The 16808-nt window shown below is 74.1% G+C and carries 8 protein-coding genes; 1 reads left to right on the forward strand and 7 read right to left on the reverse strand.

Annotated elements, in window-relative coordinates; all coding sequences use genetic code 11:
• Position 1: 1 nt before the first annotated feature.
• The 7 genes from QRY02_RS08755 to QRY02_RS08785 form a co-directional block, all read right to left on the reverse strand.
• Complete coding sequence (locus QRY02_RS08755) at positions 2–244, reverse strand: hypothetical protein (protein ID WP_285990989.1); 243 nt, start codon at positions 242–244, stop codon at positions 2–4.
• On the reverse strand, positions 220–681 hold the full coding sequence (locus QRY02_RS08760; protein ID WP_285990990.1) for a glycosyltransferase family protein: 462 nt from the start codon (positions 679–681) through the stop codon (positions 220–222). The genes QRY02_RS08755 and QRY02_RS08760 overlap by 25 nt, the downstream gene beginning before the upstream one ends.
• The gene (locus QRY02_RS08765; RefSeq protein WP_285990991.1) at positions 678–1886 is read right to left on the reverse strand and encodes a cytochrome P450 family protein; all 1209 of its coding nucleotides are present in this window, start codon (positions 1884–1886) and stop codon (positions 678–680) included. The genes QRY02_RS08760 and QRY02_RS08765 overlap by 4 nt, the downstream gene beginning before the upstream one ends.
• Before the next feature lie 28 nt (positions 1887–1914).
• Entirely contained in the window at positions 1915–2787 is an 873-nt protein-coding gene (locus QRY02_RS08770) for a TauD/TfdA dioxygenase family protein (protein WP_285990992.1), read from the reverse strand.
• A gap of 23 nt (positions 2788–2810) precedes the next feature.
• Positions 2811–11372 (reverse strand): non-ribosomal peptide synthetase, encoded by an 8562-nt coding sequence (locus QRY02_RS08775; protein ID WP_285990993.1) that lies wholly within the window; start codon positions 11370–11372, stop codon positions 2811–2813.
• Positions 11369–15199, reverse strand: a complete 3831-nt coding sequence (locus QRY02_RS08780; protein ID WP_285990994.1) for a non-ribosomal peptide synthetase — start codon at positions 15197–15199, stop codon at positions 11369–11371. The genes QRY02_RS08775 and QRY02_RS08780 overlap by 4 nt, the downstream gene beginning before the upstream one ends.
• 171 nt (positions 15200–15370) lie before the next feature.
• Positions 15371–16057 carry an SDR family oxidoreductase gene (locus QRY02_RS08785; protein ID WP_285990995.1) on the reverse strand — a complete coding sequence of 229 codons (687 nt, stop codon included), beginning with the start codon at positions 16055–16057 and terminating at the stop codon, positions 15371–15373.
• 78 nt (positions 16058–16135) lie between these two features.
• Between QRY02_RS08785 and QRY02_RS08790 the strand changes: the two genes are divergently transcribed.
• Positions 16136–16705, forward strand: coding sequence for a TetR/AcrR family transcriptional regulator (locus QRY02_RS08790; RefSeq protein WP_285990996.1), 570 nt, complete (start codon positions 16136–16138; stop codon positions 16703–16705).
• Positions 16706–16808 lie beyond the last annotated feature (103 nt).

Below are 16808 nucleotides of genomic sequence, written 5' to 3' on the forward strand. Positions count from 1 at the left end.
CTCACCCCTCGGTGGTGTTGTAGTTGACGATCCGCGCCACCATGAGGGCGCGCGCCCCGGCCAGCGGGCTGTCCGCGTCCCGCCGCGCCACGTCCGGCAGCCGGTGGGCCTGGTCCTCGGTGACCGCCACCATGCCCCAGAGCGCGTTGAAGCCCGCCGGGTCGGCCGGCTTTTCCGCGGCGGCCTCGACGGTCACGAAGCCGTCCCCGCCGGCAACCGTCAGGGCGCCCATCTGCCGCAACACGCCGAAATCCCGCTCCTCGGCGGCCACCACGCTCCAGCCCGCCACGTCGCCTGCCGCAGCGCGGAAAGCAGGCTGTCGACGCCGCTGACGACGATGTCGGGCAGGACGAGCGCCACCGGTCCCCGCGTCAGCGGCAGGGCGCACCGGATCGCGCCGTCGAGCCCCGGCTCGGCCACGTCGTCCTGGTAGACGAAGACCAGCTGGAAGGTCCCGGCGTAGCGCGCCAGGTACTTCACCGTGTCCAGCTTGTGCGGGCCGATCACGACGACCACGCGCACGCTGAGCCCGCTCTTCACCAGTTCCACCACGGCTTCGAGGCTGCGGTCCAGCACGGTGACCCCGGGAGCCAGGCAGTGCAGTTCCTTCGCGTACGGCGCTCCGAACCGCGTGCCCAGCCCGGCGCAGGGCAGGATGACCGAAACATCAGGGGTGTTCACCGCAGCCGCACCGCCAACGCGACCCGGTGCCGGGCGCGCGGCAGCGGCACCCACGCCGCCTCACCCGTCGGCGCCACCTCCGGGAAGCGCTCGAACAAGCTCCGCAGCGCGACCTCCGCCTCCAGCTTCGCCAGCGCGACCCCGAGGCAGAAGTGCGGCCCCCAGCCGAATCCCACGCTGCCTTCCCGGCCGCCGTGCTCGGCCTGCCGGCGGATGTCCGCCTGGTGCGGGCAGGCGAACTGCCGCGGGTCGCGGTTGGCCACGCCGAGCACCGCCTGCACCGCGTCGCCCGCGCGAATGGGCACGCCACCGACCACCAGGTCGGTGGCCGCGTACCGCAAGCGGGCCAGCTGGACCGGGCCGTCCGTGCGGACCAGCTCGCGCACCGCCGCCGGCCACAGCTCGGGCTCGCGGCGCAGCAGCTCCCGCTGCGCCGGGTCGCGCATCAGCGCCAGCGCCGCGTTGGCCAGCATGTTCGCCATCGTCTCGTGGCCGGCCAGCACCAGGAACACGATCAGGGCCACGACGTCGACGTCGGTCAAGTCGTCCTGGGCGACGACCTCGCTGAGCAGGTCGTCCCGCGGCTCGGCCCGGCGGCGGTCCACCAGAGCGTGGCAGTAGGCGAACATCTCACCCAGCGTCGGCGTGATCCGCGCCGGGTCGCCGTCGACCAGGACCTTGCCCCAGCGGTACCAGTCCGCCCGGTCCGCTTCGGGCACCCCGACCAGTTCGCACACCACCGCCATCGCCAGCGGGTAGGCGTACTCGTCCAGGAGGTTCGCCGTGCCGCCCAGGCCGTCGAGCAGCTCGTCGACGATCTGCTGCACCCGCGGGCGCAACGCGGCGACCCGCGACGCGCCGAACGCGTGGCTGATGCTGCGACGCAGGCGCGTGTGCTCGGCGCCGTCGAGGCTCAGCAGGCTCGCCCGCAGGTAGGGCAGGTGCTCCCGGGGGGTGCCCAGCGCGAGGAACGCCTCCTCCTGCGTCTGCGCGCCCTGACCCGGCAGGCCGGCCGGGTCGTTGCGCACGGCCGGATCCGCCAGCACGGCGCGCACCTCGGCGCTGCCGGTGACCAGCCAGCCTTCCACGCCGTTCGGCAGCCGGGCGCGGCAGACCGGCGACGCGGCGAGGATGCGGTCGTAGCCGCGCATCGGGTCGTCGAGGACGGCCGGATCGCGGACGTCCACCACGGGTTCGGACGACATGGGACAGCGCTCCTCGGGGAAGACGGGGTCAGCCTTTGAGCGGGCCGCCGTTGATCGCGACGCGGTGACCGAAGCGGGTGTGCGGGTAGTAGTCGTACGTCGCGTGGTGCTGGACGCAGCGGTTGTCCCAGAACACCAGCGTGTCCGGCTCCCAGCGCACGCGGCACGCGAGCATCGGCCGGTTCGGCACGACCGAGAACAGCAGGTCGAGCACCGCTTGGCTCTCGTCGGCCGACAGCTGCGGGATGCGCGAGGTGTAGGCCGGGTTGACGAACAGCAGGGGCCGGTCGGTCTCGGGGTGCCGCACCACCACCGGGTGCTCGCTCACCGGCGGCTCGTACCCTTCGGGGATCTTGTGGCCGCGGAAGGCGTGCGCGCCGTCGTGGATCGCGGTGAGCCCGGTCAGCAGCTCCTTGAGCTTCGGCGACAGCATGTCGTACGCCAGGTGCATGTTCGCGAAGAGCGTGTCGCCGCCGCTGCCCGGCTCGGGCACCCGCGTGATGTGGAGCATCGAGCCCAGTGACGGCTCGGCGTCGGCGGTGCCGTCGGCGTGCCAGCCGTTGCCGAAGACGTTGGCCGACTCCGGCGCGGTCGCGACCTCGAGGATGTACGGGTCGCCGTGCTCGGGCGGCGGGTTGACCGGGCGCAGCTCGCCGAAGCTCGCGGCCAGGCGCTTGTGGTCCTCCACCGAGATGTCCTGGTCGCGGAACACCAGCACGTGGTGGTCCAGGAATGCCGTCTTCAGCTCGGTGAGCTGCTCTTCGGTCAGTTCCCGCGTCAGGTCGAGGCCGGAGACCTCGGCGCCGAGCACCGGGGTCAGGCCCCGCACCGCCAGGGTCCGGTAGTCGCGCGCCGGCCGCGTCGTGATCCGCTTGACGGCGTCGAGTTCGTACTGCTCCATGGTTTCCTTTCCTCCGGTGGGTCTCACCGTTCGATGGCGGCGGCCACTTCGGTGACGTGCGGGGCGCGCACGATGCCGTAGTGGGTGGCCGGCAGCTCGTGCCAGCCGCTCGGCTCGGGCAGCAGGGCGCGCCAGCCGTCGCGGCCGGCCACCGGCAGGCCGGGCTCGGGTTCGGTGGCGAGCCAGACGTGGCTGGGTGTCACGGCCAGCCGGGGCAGCTCGTGCCCGGCCATGCTGCGCAGGTTGGCCCGGCACGCCCGGGCCAGCCGCCGGGCGTGCTCGCCCGCGGTGCCGCCGGAGGCGCCCAGCTCGCGCTCGAAGACCGTCTCCAGCTGCGCGTCGCTGTAGTCGGCGGCGCTCGCGCCGGGCGGCGGCGGGTCGATCAGGTGCAGCGCCCGCACCGGCTGCCCGGCCGCCTCGGCTTCGGCGGCCATACCGGCCGCGACCCAGGCGCCGAACGACCACCCGGCCAGCTGCCAGGTGCGGCCGGGGAACTGCGCGCGCAGCGCCGCGTGGTACCGGCGGGCCCGGTCGGCGACCGGCCAGCCGGGCGGTTCCGGCCGGCCGAGCGCCGGGTCGGCGATCACGCAGACGCCGAGCCCGGGCGGGAGGGCTTCGACGAGCGCGCGGTAGGCGTGCACGTCCCCGCCGACGGGGTGCACGAGGCAGACGGCTTGTTCGCCGCTGCCTTCGCGCCAGACCTGCACGACCACTTCGCCGGCGTCGGCAGCTTGGGCGAGCTTCGCCAGCAACGCCGACATCGTGACCTCCGGGCCGAGCCAGGCGAGGTCGAGGTCGACGCCGTACAGGCGTTTCACCGAGTCGACGACGTCCAGCAACGTGAGGGAGTCGGCGCCGAGGTCGTACAGCGGGACGTCCGGATCGAGTTCGGCGACGCCCAGGAGGGCGCGTACTTCCTCGGTCAGGTCCGCCGCGGCCGGTTTCGCCGCCGGCGTGGTGTCGCGTTCGTGGAAGGTCCGGGCGGCGTCGAGGCCGGTCGTCGCGACCAGGACGTGCGGAAGACCCGTCGCCAGCGCGCGGGCGAAGGTGCGCCGGCCCTCGGCGTCGCTCAGGCCGACGGCCAGGTGGGCCTGGTGCCGGGGATCGGTTTCCAGTGCCGTGACGGCCATCCCGCTGTCGCGCCAGACGTCCCAGCCGATGGCGAGCCGGGCGGTCGGGCCGTCGCGGTGGGCGAGCGCGTCGAGGAACCCGTTGGCCGCGGCGTAGTCGAGCTGGCCGGTGCCGCCGAACTGCGCGGACAGCGACGAGCAGGAGACGGCGAACTCCGGCCGGTCGCGTTCGATGAGCCGTTCCACGAGGAGAGCGCCGGCGAGTTTTCCGGTCGCCGTGCTTTCGCCGCGGGTGGCGATCAGACCGCCGGCCGGTGTCCCGGCCGCGTGCACGATCCCGGCGAGGGGAGCGGGGATCGCGTCGGTGGTGACGGTGGTGAGGTCGGCGGCGAGCAGGTCGACGCGGTCCGCCCACGGTTTGAGGGCCTCGGGCAGGAAGGGGTGGCGCGCGAGCAGGATGACGCGGCCGCCGGTGCGGGCCAGCAGCTCCTCGGCGATCGCGGTGCCGATGCCGCCGGTGCCGCCCAGGACCAGGTACGTGCCGTCGTGGAGCCCGACCTCGGTGGCGGCGACGGGCGCGCTGTCCTGCGTCCACCAGAAGCCGTTGCGGAGGGCGACCCGCGCCGGCGGGGTGGGGCCGGTGAGCAGGTCGGCGGTTCGGTCCAGATCGGGCCTTTCGAGGTCGACCCAGTGGCCGGGGATGCCGCTTTCCTGCGGGCCGACGGCGGTGATCCCGGCCAGCAGCCCGGCTTCCGGGCGCGTGACGGCGCCGTTCGCGGGCGCGGCACCGGCGGAGAGCCACCACGTCCTGAGTGGACGGTCGTGGGCGGCCCGCAGGAGAGCGGCGGGCGTGTCGAGGCAGGCCCGGCGCGCCCGGTCCAGTGACTGTTCGCCGACGGGGCCGGTGATGCCGAGGGGGAGGGTGTGCAGCCAGTCGATTTCGGTGGCCGGTAACGCATCCAGCACCTGGCGGAGGTGGGTCGTGTCGGCCGGGTCGGCTTCGAAGGTGTCGGGCCCGAGGCGGGCGAAGCGGTCGGCGACGTGGACCCGCACGACGCGCGGATAGGCGCTGTCGAGGGCGGGGGCGGTGAGCGGGCCTTCGCCGCAGATGACGAGGACGCGATCAGTGGGGGTGGCGGTGGCCGCGCGGCGCAGGCGGACCCAGGTGGGCTGGTGCAGCCACTCGGCTTCGGGCAGCCGTCCGACGGCGGCCCGGCGCGGGAAGTCGAAGTCGCGCGCGGCGAAGGCGGGCGGCGGGAAGTCCCACGGCGCTGGGGCGGGGGCCTGGCCCCAGTCGACGGGAGCGCCGCCCGGCCAAGCGGCAGCCGGTTCGGCGGCACTTTCCCATGACCGTGCCGGGTCGGGAGCCGCTTCTTGCCGTGCAGGTGCCGGGTCGGGAACGGCTTTTTGCCGTGCGGGTGCCGGGTCTGGAGCGGCTTCTTGCCGTGCAGGTGCCGGGTCGGGAACGGCGCTTTCCCGTACGGGTGCCGCGCTGGGCACCTCTTGCGGCTCGGCGGTGCGGAGCCACTCGACCGCCGCGGCGGCGTCCGCGCAGGCCGCCGCCATGCGCCAGCGCCCCTCCGGGCGGCCGGTCTGCAGGTGCCGAAGTACGTCCAGATAGGACTCCGGGTGGGCCGCCAGGTAGTCCGCCACCCGAGCCGCATCGAGGCGCGCCGCCGCCGCGCTGCGAGCCGAAAGCACCAGGCACCGCACCGGATCCGGGCGCGAGGGCGGCACCGGGCGGACCGACTCCAGCACCACGTGCGCGTTCGTTCCGCCGATGCCGAAGCTGCTCACCCCCGCCACGCGCGGGCCCGCCGGCCACGGCTCCGCCCGGGTCGGCACCCGGAACGGCCCCAGGTCCACCGCCGGGTTGGGCGCGCGGAAGTCCGCCGTCGGCGGGAGGACGCCGTGGTGCACCGCCAGGACCGCGCGGATCAGGCTCACCACCCCCGCCGCCGCGCCCAGGTGGCCGACCTGGCTCTTCACCGAGGACAACGCACACGCCGCCGCCTCGGGCATCGCCTCGCGCAGGGCCGCCACCTCGATCGGGTCGCCGAGGCGGGTCCCGGTCCCGTGCGCCTCGACGTAGCCGACGTCCGCGCCGGAGCGGCCGGCCCGCCGGAGAGCGGCCCGGATCGCCGAGCGTTGCCCGGCCGGGGACGGTGCGCTGTAGCCCTGCTTCACCGCGCCGTCGTTGGTCAGGGCGGACCCCGTGAGCACCGCATACACCGTGTCGCCGGCCCGCCGGGCCGCCGAAAGCGGCTTCAGCACCACCACGCCGACGCCGCTGCCGCCCACCGTGCCGTCCGCGTCGTCGCTGAACGGGCGGCAGTGCCCGTCCGCCGAGAAGATGTGCTGCGGCCGGTACCGGTACCCCTCGGCCAGGGTGACGTCGACGAGCACGCCGCCCGCCAGCATCACGTCGGCCTCGCCGCCGCGCAGCATCCCCGCCGCCTGGTGGACCGCGACCAGTGAACTCGAGCACGCGGTCTGGGTCGTCAACGCGGGCCCGGTCAGGTCGAGGTGGTAGGCGACCTTCGTGGCGAGGAAGTCCTTCTCGTGGTGCAGGGCCAGCTGGAAGCCGTCGGGCAGGGCCGCCGGGTCGGCCTCGCGCAGCATCTGCCGGAAGTAGGTGTTCTCCCCGCAGCCCGCGACCAGCCCGACGCCGGCACCCGAAGTGATCCCGGCGTGCGCCAAGGCTTCCACGCAGGCCATCAGCAGCTGCCGCTGCTGGGGGTCCATCAGCGCCGCGTCGCGGTGACTGATCCCGAAGTGCTCCGGGTCGAACGCCAGCGGGTCGGCCAGGATGCTGCGCGCGCCGACCAGGCCGTCCGCCGCCGGGAACTCCTCGATGCCCCGGCGACCCGAAACGACCAGGTCCCAGAAGGCGGCCAGGTCCCGCGCGCCGGGCACCCGCACCGCCATGCCGACGACCGCCACCGGCTCATCGGCGGAACCGGGGCCCGCGGCCCGGGCCGGCGCCGGGCCGCTCTCGAGGTGCCGCGTCAGGTCCCGGAGGGTGACGTGCTCGAAGAGGTCCGCCACGGTGAACCGGTACCCGGCTTCGGCGCAGCGCAGGTGGAACCGCATCAGCGACAGCGAACTGGCGCCGGCGGCGAAGAACGTCTCGTCGGGACCGATCGGCGCGCCGGTCACCTCCTCGAACAGCGCCGCCAGCTCACTCGACGGCCGGACGGCCGTCCGGTGGAGATCCGTCCCCGGCGTCCGGGGAGCGGCGTCCCGGTCGAGCTTCCCGCTCGGCGTGCGCGGCAGGGCGTCGACGACGCGGAAGCGGTCCACCCGCGCGTGCGGCGGCAGCAGCGGCACGAGGAAATCGGCCAGCTGCGCGGCGGAAGGCGTCCGGCGGCACTCCAGGAACGCCGTCAGCCGGTCGCCCTCGGCCGCGACGACCGCGTTGACGACGTCCGGGTGCCGCAGCAGCGCCGCCTCGACCTGCCCGAGTTCGAGGCGGTGGCCGCTGAGCTTGACCTGCCGGTCGGCCCGGCCGTCGAAGTGCAGCAGCCCGGCACGGTCGAAGTGCGCGAGGTCGCCGCTGCGGTAGTACAGCTCCGGCAGCTCGGCGAACTTCTCCGGAGCCGCTTCGCCGAGGTAGCAGCGGTTCGCCGCGAGACCGCCGATGAGCAGCTCACCCACCTGTCCCGGCGGCAGCGGCGCGCCCGCGGCGTCGGCGACCCGCAGGACCGCGTTCGCCACCGGGCGGCCGATGGCGGGCCGGTCGGGCCACGCCGCGGGATCGCCGTCCAGGGTCAGCGCGCTGACGACGTGGGTTTCGGTCGGGCCGTAGTGGTTGTGCAGGCGTGCGCCGGGCAGCCCGGCGAACCAGCGGCGGATCGCCGGCGTGCACACCAGCTGCTCCCCGGCGGTGATCACGTCCCGCAGCCGCGCCGGGTACCGCCCGAGCCGGACGCCGTGCTCGGCGAGCAGCTGCAAGGCCACGTACGGCAGGAAGATCCGTTCGATCCCGGCCGTCTCCAGCTGCGCCAGCAGCGCCGGGACGTCGTGCCGCCACTCCGGGCGGATCAGGTGCAGCCGGCCGCCGCCGCACAGCGTCGTGAAGATCTCCTGGAACGACACGTCGAACGACAGCATCGAGAACTGCTGCGTCGCCGCGGGCGGGGCGTCCTGCCACTGCAGCAGGTTGGCCAGGGTGCGGTCCGGGACGCGCACGCCCTTGGGCACGCCGGTCGAGCCCGAGGTGAACAGCGTGTAGAGCGGCCGTCCGGCGTGCCGGACCGGGACGTCCGGCACCGGGCCGCCGGTGAGCGTGACGAACCGCCGCTCGACGTCGGTCTCGAACGTTTCCCCCGGGGCGAGCAGGACGCAGCGCGGCCGGACGCGGTCGAGCATGGCGCGCAGCAGGTCCGGCGGGTACGCCGGGTCCAGGGGCACGGCGGTGATGTTCAGCCGGGCCAGGGCGAGGAGCGCGACGACGTGCTCGGCCGACGGCCGGAAGTACAGCGCGATGTCGGTGGCGTCCGCGGGCAGGGTGGCGGCGAGCCGGGCCGCGTGCGCGTCCAGTTCGGCGTAGGTCAGCGTCGTGTCGCCGGTCAGCGCCGGGGTGCCTGGCGTCCGCGCGACCTGACGCGCGAAGCCCTCCGCGACGGTCTCCCACGTCAGTCCGGTGGCGGCACCACGGCCGTGGTCACGGCGATCCGGGGTCCGGGCGTCGCCGTGCAGGGCGCGGTCGAAGACTTCGCCGAGGGCCGTGGCCTCGGCTTCGGTGAAGTGGCCTTCCCCGTACTCCCACAGGCAGTCGAAGCCGTCGGCGCGTTCCACGACCGACAGCGTGAGCGCGCACTTGGCTTCGGCCGCTTCGATCCACTGTGGACTGACGGAGCAGCCCGGCAGCCGCAGCGCGCCGAAGTCGGTGTTCTCCAGGACGAACAGGTAGTCGAAGGCCGCGTAGGCGGGGGCGAGATCGGCGAACGCGACGTCCTGGTCGTCCAGCGCCGCCCCCGCCGCCTCGCCGAGCCGCCGGAGCTGGGTGTCCAGGTCCTCGTGCGGGTCCACCGAAAGCGGCACCCGCACGGTGTTGGCGAACATCCCGACGCTGTCTTCGAACTCGCGCACCGGCCGGTTCGCCACCGGCGCGGCGATCCGCGGCCGGGTCCGCCCGGTCACCGCGTAGAGACTCCACGCGAACACGCCCAGCAGGAGCTGGAACCGGGTCAAGCCCAGCTCGCCGGCCCACTCGTCGACGCGTTCGCGGCCGATGCGGGTCGTGTGCAGCCGCCCGGCCAGGGACGCTCCGCCGAGGGGCTCGGCGTCGTCGGACCGTTCGGTCAGCTGGGCGCGGTAGCCGGGGGAGGCGTACCAGCTGGACTGCCACGCGGCGAAGTCGAGTGGCGTGTGCGCCTCCGGCCGCGGTGCGGCGCCGGACAGCTCCCGGAGCAGGATGTTGAGCGACCAGCCGTCGACCGCGATGTGGTGCAGGCACAGCAGGAACGTGCCGTCGGGACGCCAGGCCGCGCGCAGCAGCCGGCCCGAGGCGAGGTCGAAGGGCGCGGTGAAGAAGTCCTCGCCGGGCTCGGTCCACGGGTCGTACGCCGGTTTCGTGACCTGCCGCAGGCCGTCGGGGGTGGCCTCGAACGCGGTGCGCAGCGCCGGGTGCCGTTCGACCAGGCTGCGCACGTCCCGGCGCAACGCCTCGATGTCGGGGGCACCGGTGATCCGGAACGCGAGCGGCACGTGGTACGCCGTGGAGGCCGGATCGCGGTGCTGCACGAGCCAAAGCCGCTGCTGTTCACCGGTGGCCGGTGCGGTGGCCGCGCCGGCCGGTGGGGCCGGCTCCGGGTAGACCGCGCGGCCCGCCCCCGAGATCGCCGCGGCGAGATCGGCGAAGGTGCCGCGTTGCACGACCGACGGCGCCAGGTCCGCGCCCCAGCGTTCCCGGATCGCGAACCGCAGGCGCAGCGCCTTGAGCGAGTCGCCACCGGACCGCAGCCACCGGTCGCCGGGACGGAGGTCCGGGACGCCGAGGATCTCCGTGACGACGGCCAGGACTTCGCGCTCCCACGCCGTCGCGTCGCCGCCGGTGTCCGGCCGCCAGGACGAGAACCCGCCCGCCAGCAACGCGGCTTCGTCGACCTTCCCGTTCGCGTTCCGCGGCAGTGCGCCGAGGCGGAACACGTGGTGCGGCCGCATGTAGGCCGGTACGGTCTCGGCCAGATGTGCTTCGTACGCCTCGAAGGACAGGTCACCGGCCACGACGAAGGCGAGCAGCTCGGCCGTGGTCGCGCGGCGCACGGCCACGTGGACCTGCCGGATCTCCGGGTGGGCCAGGAGCCGCTGCTCCAGCTCGCCCGGTTCGACCCGGAACCCGCGGACCTTCACCTGCCGGTCGGTCCGGCCGACGTAGGCGTACCGGCCGCCCGGCAGCACCCGGACCAGGTCGCCGGTGCGGTAGAACCGGGCGCGGCCCTCGTCGAACCACGGCAGCCGGACGAACCGCCGCCCGGTCTCCGCGGGCAGGCCGCGGTAGCCGAGGGCGACGCCGGCTCCGGAGAGGTACAGCTCGGCGACCTCGCCTTCGGTGGCCACGCGTTCGTCCGGCGTCACCGCGACCGCACCGGTGCCGGGCAGCGGGCGGCCGATCGGCACGACGTCGCCGTCGAAGCCGCGCGGGATGGCGTAGCTGAGCGCGAACGTCGTCGTCTCGGTCGGGCCGTAGCCGTTCTGCAGCCGCGTCGGCGCGTCCGGGTTGGCCCGGTACCAGCGGCGGATCAGCGGGGCGTTGAGCTGCTCGCCGCCGATGACGACGCGGCGCACCGTGGCGAAGCTGCCCGGCACGGTCTCGGCGACCGCGTTGAACAGCGTCGCGGTGACGAACATCGTGTCGATGCGCTCGCGGACCAGCGCGTCGGCGAAGGCCTGCGGGTCGCGGACGGTTTCGTCGTCGAGCACGACGCACGTGCCGCCGGTCAGCAGCGGCACCCAGACCTCGAAGCTGAGCGCGTCGAACGCGGGGTTGGCCAGGCAGGCGAACCGCGTGCCGATATCGAGCCAGCCGGGTTCGGCGAGCCGCAGGACCCCGGCGTCGCGGACCTCGACACCCTTGGGCCGCCCGGTCGTGCCGGAGGTGGCGAAGAGGAACGACGCCCGTGCGGGTTCGGCGGGCACGCCGGCCTCCGCGCTTCCGGCCAGCAGTTCGGCCGGAGCGATGCCGGGCAGTTCGTCGCTGACGACGGCGGCCGCGCCCGCGTCGGCGAGGATGACGTCGCGGCGCGCGGGCGGGCTCTGCCGGTCCAGCGGGACGACCTGGCCGCCGAGGCGCAGCACGCCCAGCATGACCTGGATCAGTTCCGCCGAGCGTGGCAGCCCGACGGCGACCGCGTCGCCCGGGCGGATTCCCCGGTGGGACAAAGCTTCCGCGACGGTGGCGGCTCCCGCGTTCAGCTCGGCGTAGGTGAGCCTGCGGTCGCCGTCGGACACGGCGAGGGCGTCCGGGTGCCGCAGGGCCCGGTCGTGGACGCGGCGGGCGATCGACGTCATCGGGCCGCCAGCTCGGCCGAGATGATCTCGGCGACCAGCGGCAGCGCGTCGCTTTCCAGCATGTCCCAGTGCCCGCAGTCCGCGGGGACCACCTCGAATTCGCCCCGCGCGCGGCGGCGCCAGAACTCGGCGGTGCCGGGGACGGTGTCCTCGCCGATGGCCTGGACGAACACCACGCGCGCCGCCGTCTCGCCCGGATCGTGCTCGCGGGCGGTCAGCCGGTTGTGGTTGTACGTGCGGTGGTAGCGCTCGATCTGCGCGTCCTCGATCCCCGGGTACATCCCGTTGAAGCGGACCAGTTTCTCGCGGAACTCGGCCGCGGGCACCGGCTCGATCGCCGCCTTCCCGGCGGGGTCGTCGGTGGCGGTGGTGTCGAGCAGGACGACGCTGACGCGGGGGTGGTGCTCCGCGAGCCGTCGGCCCATTTCGTGGGCGACCAGCCCGCCGTAGGAAAGTCCACAGAGGACGAGCGTTTCCTCCGGCCGCGGGCCGACCAGCCGCAGGTACTCCTCGGCCATCGCCTCGACGCTCGGCAGTGGCTCCTCACCGGCGTTGAGCCCGGGGGACTGGATCCCGAGGACACCGGCGTCTTCGGGCAGGGCGGCGCTGAGCGGCAGGTAGCAGAACGCCGTGCCGCCCGCCGGGTGCACGCAGACGACGCGGGCCCGCCCGGCGCCGCGGCGGAACTCGATCAGGCTGCCGGTCTCCGGCAGGTGGTCCGCGCGCAGCAGCGCGGCCTGCGCCTCGATGGTCGGGTGCAGGATGACGTCCGGGATCGGCAGCTCGCGGCCGAACTCCACGCCGATCGCGTGGGCCAGCTTGATCGCCGAGATCGACGTGCCGCCGACGTCGAAGAAGCCGTCCGAGACACCGATCGCGGGGTGCAGCAGCAGGTCCCGCCAGATCCGCAGCAGGGCCAGCTCGACGTGGTCGCGCGGGGCCGCGGTGTTGACCGGGTTGTTCGATGCGCTCGTGCGGGCGCGCGCCAGTACGGCGTCGCGGTCGAGCTTGCCGCTGCGATTGAGCGGCAGCCGGTCGAACGCGGCGAACACCGACGGGATCATGTAGTCCGGCAGCCGGTCCGCCAGCGCGGCCCGCCATTCGTGCGGGGTCCGCGGCTCGTCACCGGCGACACCGGCGACGAGCCGTGGCTCGCCTTCGCGGTCCACCAGCACGGCGGCCTCCCGGACCCCGGGCACGGCCAGCAGCGCGGCCGTCACCTCGCCGGGCTCGATGCGGAAGCCCCGCAGCTTGATCTGGTCGTCGCGGCGGCCGGCGTACTCGGCTTCGCCGTCCGGCAGCCATCGGGCGAGGTCTCCGGTGCGGTACATCCTTTCGCCGGGCACGAAGGGGTCCGCCACGAACCGCTCGGCGGTCAGCCCCGGCCGGTGCAGGTAACCGCGGGCCAGGCAGTCGCCGGCCAGGAAGACCTCGCCCACGACACCCGGCGGCACCGGGCGCAGCCGCTCGTCCAGGAGGTACAGCCGCGAGCCGGGCAGCGGCCGCCCGATCGGGGCGGGCCGGTCCCGCGGCCGCGGGTCGACGTGCGCGGTCGCGTAGAGCGTGGCTTCGGTCGGCCCGTAGCCGAAGCAGATCCGCAGGCCCGGCACGGCCGCGGCGAACCGGGCGAGGGCGGCCTCCGGCAGCGGTTCGACGCCGGTCAGCAGCTGCCGCAGCGCGAGCCCGTGCAGGCGCGTGGGATCTTCGTCGATCCACCGGACGTACGCGGGTGGCAGGAAGGCCTGGACCACTCGGTGTTCTCGCAGCCAGGCCAGCAACGCTGCCGGATCGGGCCGGACGTCCTCGGGCACGACGTGCAGCACCGCGCCCGTGGTCAGCGGCAGCAGTAGTTCGTGCACCGAGGCGTCGAAGCCGATGCTCGACCACGCCGACGTCGCTTCGCCGGGGGTCGCCCCGAAGCGGTCCAGCCATTGGTCGAAGAGGGTGAGAACGCTGTGGTGGGTGACGGCGACCCCCTTGGGGCGCCCGGTCGACCCCGACGTGTAGATCACGTAAGCGGTCTCGCCGGGCTCGGTCGTGACCGGTCTCCGGGTCTCGTCGCCTTCGGCCTCGATGGCGGTGACGTCCTCGCCCAGGACCAGTACCGGGCACGCGTCCTCGACCATCGCCGCTCGCCGGGCGGCCGGCTGCGCCGGGTCGAGCGGGAGGTAGGCGGCGCCGGTCTTCAGCACGCCCAGCACGGCGGTGACCAGATCCGCCGACCGTCCACTGAGGACGCCCACCACCCGGCCCCGGCCGGCCCCGCGGGCGCGCAGGGCGTTGGCCAGCTTCGTGCTGCGGCGGTCCAGCTCGCCGTAGGTGCGGGTCCGGCCGTCGCAGACGACCGCGGGCGCGTCGGGGGTGGCGTCGGCGTGGGCGGTGAACCGGTCGACGAGCCCGCCGGGACGCCGTCGCGGCCGCGGGCCGGTGCTCCAGGCGGTGAGGATCTCGTGGCGTTCGGCGGTGTCGAGGAGCTCGTAACCCGCGAGATCGGCGTCCGGCCGCGTGGCCAGCTGGTCCAGCAACCGGACGAGGTAGCGCGCGTACCGCTCGGCGGTCGCGTGGTCGAACAGGGCGACGGCGTAGTCGAGGTGTCCGAGAACATCGCCGTTCTCGCCGGCGAGGGCCAGGGCGAGGTCGAACTTCGCGGGCGCGTGCTCGACGTCGAGGGGTGCGGCGGCCACGCCCGGCAGCTCCAGGAGGTCGTGCTGGGTCGGCACCCAGGCGAACATCGTCTGGAACAGCGGGGTGTGCGCCGGGCTGCGCGGCGGGTTCACCAGCTCGACGACCCGTTCGAACGGCAGCTCGGCGTGGTCGATCGCGCCCCGCAGGGCGGCGCGGACCTCCTTGAGCAGGACGGCACCGGTGCGCGGACCGGACAGGTCGGCGCGCACGGCCAGGGTGTTGACGAAGAACCCGAGCGTGTCGGGGTACGCACCGGTGGCGCCGCGGTTGGCGGTGGGGACGCCGACAACGATGTCAGATTGGCCGGAAAGCCGGGACAGCAGGAGGTACCAGCAGGTCAGGATGGTGGAGTAGAGCGTGACGCCGTGTTCGCGCGCCAACGTCGTCAGCCGCGCGGTGAGCTCCGGGCCGAAGGCGACGGGCACCCGTGCGCCGCGGAAGTCCTGCCGGGCCGGGCGCGGCCGGTCGGCGGGCAGCTCCAGCACCGGCGGCACGCCGTCGAGCCGCTCCCGCCAGTAGGCCTCGTGCGGCACCGGGCCGTCGCCGGCCAGCCAGTCCTGCTGCGCGCGGGCGTGTTCGCGGTAGGGCCGGGCGGGCGGCAGATCCGCCGCTGCGCCGCTCGACTGAGCGGCGTAGAGGACGCCGAGCTCGCGCAGCAGCAGGGTCCGGGACCAGCCGTCGAAGACGACGTGGTGCACGGTGATCAGCAGGACGTGGTGCTCGTCGTCCCGGAACTGCCGGTGCTCCCCGGTAGCGTGGAGATCGGGGGGCGGCGCCCCGGCCCCGATCAGCAACCGCGCCCGGGCCAGCGGCGCCCGCGTCAGGTCGAACGCCTCGAGCGGGTCGGCCCGCCGCACCTCGGCCGCTTCGCCCGGCCCGGCGATCTCGGTGACGACGCACGGAAAGCCGTGACCGGCGGGTTCGACGACCTGCACCGGCCCGCCGTCCTCGACGACGATCCGGGTCCGCAGGGCTTCGTGGCGATCGGCCAAGGTGGCGAAGGCCCGGCGCAGCGCCTCGCGGTCCAGCGGTCCCCGCAGCGTGAAGGCCATGGTCTCGTTGTAGGCCGGTCCCGCGCCGTCCAGCTGGGAAACGGTCCAAAGGCGCTGCTGACCGGACGACAGCGGGGCGGACACTCGCATCGACAACGGGCCTTTCCGGGCGGGGCGGGCGAACCGGTACTGCTTTGTGCCGTCGCAGCCGAGTGGGGGAAACGCTCTCTGTCTGTCGCGCCAGTTAACACCACACCATCGCGTGATGACGAGAGGTGACAGAAGTTTGCCCGGAAGTCCCTTGGCCCTGCCCGGTCCGGGTCACCGGGTGAGGAAACCGCCGTCGACGAACAGGTCGTGGCCGTTGATCCCGCCGTTGCGGAGCAGGAAGCCGGTCGCGTCGGCGATCTCGTCCATGGTGACCAGCCGCCCGATCGGGGTGTGCTCGACCTGCGCCCCGAGGTCGGCTTCGCGCCACCGGGGACTGTCGCCGACCAGGCCCGGGTGCAGGGCGTTGACGCGGTGCGGCGCGATCTCGATGGCGAGCGTCTTCACCAGGCCGGTGATGGCGGCGTTGAAGGTGGTGATGACCGTGGAGCCCGGATAGGGCCGTTCCTTGGCCAGGCCGCCGAAGAGCACGACCGACGCTTCCGGCGTGAAGCGCTCTCGCAGCACTCTGACGGCTTCGGCGTAACCGACCAGCTTCGTCGTCACCGCGGTGATCGCCTCGGCGATGTCGAAGTTCCGCAAGGTGTTCGGGCGCTGGTGGCTGGCCGTGATGACCAGGTGGTCGAGGGCCGGCACACCCGCGGCCGAAGCGGCGATGGTCTCCGGCCGGGAGAGGTCCAGACCGAGGCCGAGCGCGGTCGGCGCGATCTCCTTCGCGACGGCCTCGGCCCGGTCCGCGTCGCGACCGGCGATCACCACGGTGCCGCCGTCGTCCGCGTGCCGCTGGGCGATGAAGCGGCCGAGCCCGTCGGTGCCGCCGATGATCATGGTGGTGCTCATGTGCTCTCCCCGTCCTGTTGACCATTTGGTCATTAACCAGCATAGGCGGCTTGCTGACCACTTGGTAAATTGGGGGACATGACCCGACGTCCCCATCGCCGCGACCCGGAAGGCCACCGCCGGGCCATCCTGGACGCGGCCCGCGCCGCCTTCGGCGAACGCGGGTTCGCCCGCGCGACGGTGCGGGACATCGCGGCCCGTGCCGGCGTCACCCACGGCCTGGTCCTGCGGCAGTTCGGGTCGAAGGAGCAGCTGTTCCTCGCCGCCGTCCCCGGACACCGGGAGCTCGACGAGGTGGTCGCCGGCGACCCGGAAACGCTACCCGAGCGCGTCGCGCGCGCCTACGTGGAGCGGATGGAGGCCAACGCCGCCGTCGACCCCCTCGTGGTCCTGCTGCGCAGCATCGCCTCCGACCAGCAGGCGGCCGCGAAGCTGTACGGCGCGATGGAGGCGAGCAGCATCCGGGCCTACCGCGAAGTCCTCGACGGCGAGGACGTCGCCGCCCGCGTCGCGATGCTCGGTGCGCAGCTCATCGGCGTGACGGTCAACCGGTACATCGCCCGCACCGGGCCGCTCGCGGAGCTGCCGGTGCCGGCGCTGATCGACCACTTGGCCCGCACGCTGCGCCACATCCTCTTCGCCGCCTGAGGCCGGCGTCGGCGCTGTCGACGGACTGTCGGCCCGGTGTGTTAACGCTCACATTGCCGGCCGCGCCGTCGTTGACCCGCCCCCGCATGCTGTCTAATGTGGA

The sequence above is a fragment of the Amycolatopsis sp. DG1A-15b genome (assembly GCF_030285645.1).
In the GTDB taxonomy this organism is placed as follows: domain Bacteria; phylum Actinomycetota; class Actinomycetes; order Mycobacteriales; family Pseudonocardiaceae; genus Amycolatopsis.

Bases quoted from the DNA above. Each gene is read 5' to 3' on its own strand.
- QRY02_RS08785 (WP_285990995.1), bottom strand. From the start codon at position 16,057: ATGAGCACCACCATGATCATCGGCGGCACCGACGGGCTCGGCCGCTTC.
- QRY02_RS08780 (WP_285990994.1), bottom strand. From the start codon at position 15,199: ATGCGAGTGTCCGCCCCGCTGTCGTCCGGTCAGCAGCGCCTTTGGACC.
- QRY02_RS08765 (WP_285990991.1), bottom strand. From the start codon at position 1,886: ATGTCGTCCGAACCCGTGGTGGACGTCCGCGATCCGGCCGTCCTCGAC.
- QRY02_RS08790 (WP_285990996.1), top strand. From the start codon at position 16,136: ATGACCCGACGTCCCCATCGCCGCGACCCGGAAGGCCACCGCCGGGCC.
- QRY02_RS08770 (WP_285990992.1), bottom strand. From the start codon at position 2,787: ATGGAGCAGTACGAACTCGACGCCGTCAAGCGGATCACGACGCGGCCG.
- QRY02_RS08775 (WP_285990993.1), bottom strand. From the start codon at position 11,372: ATGACGTCGATCGCCCGCCGCGTCCACGACCGGGCCCTGCGGCACCCG.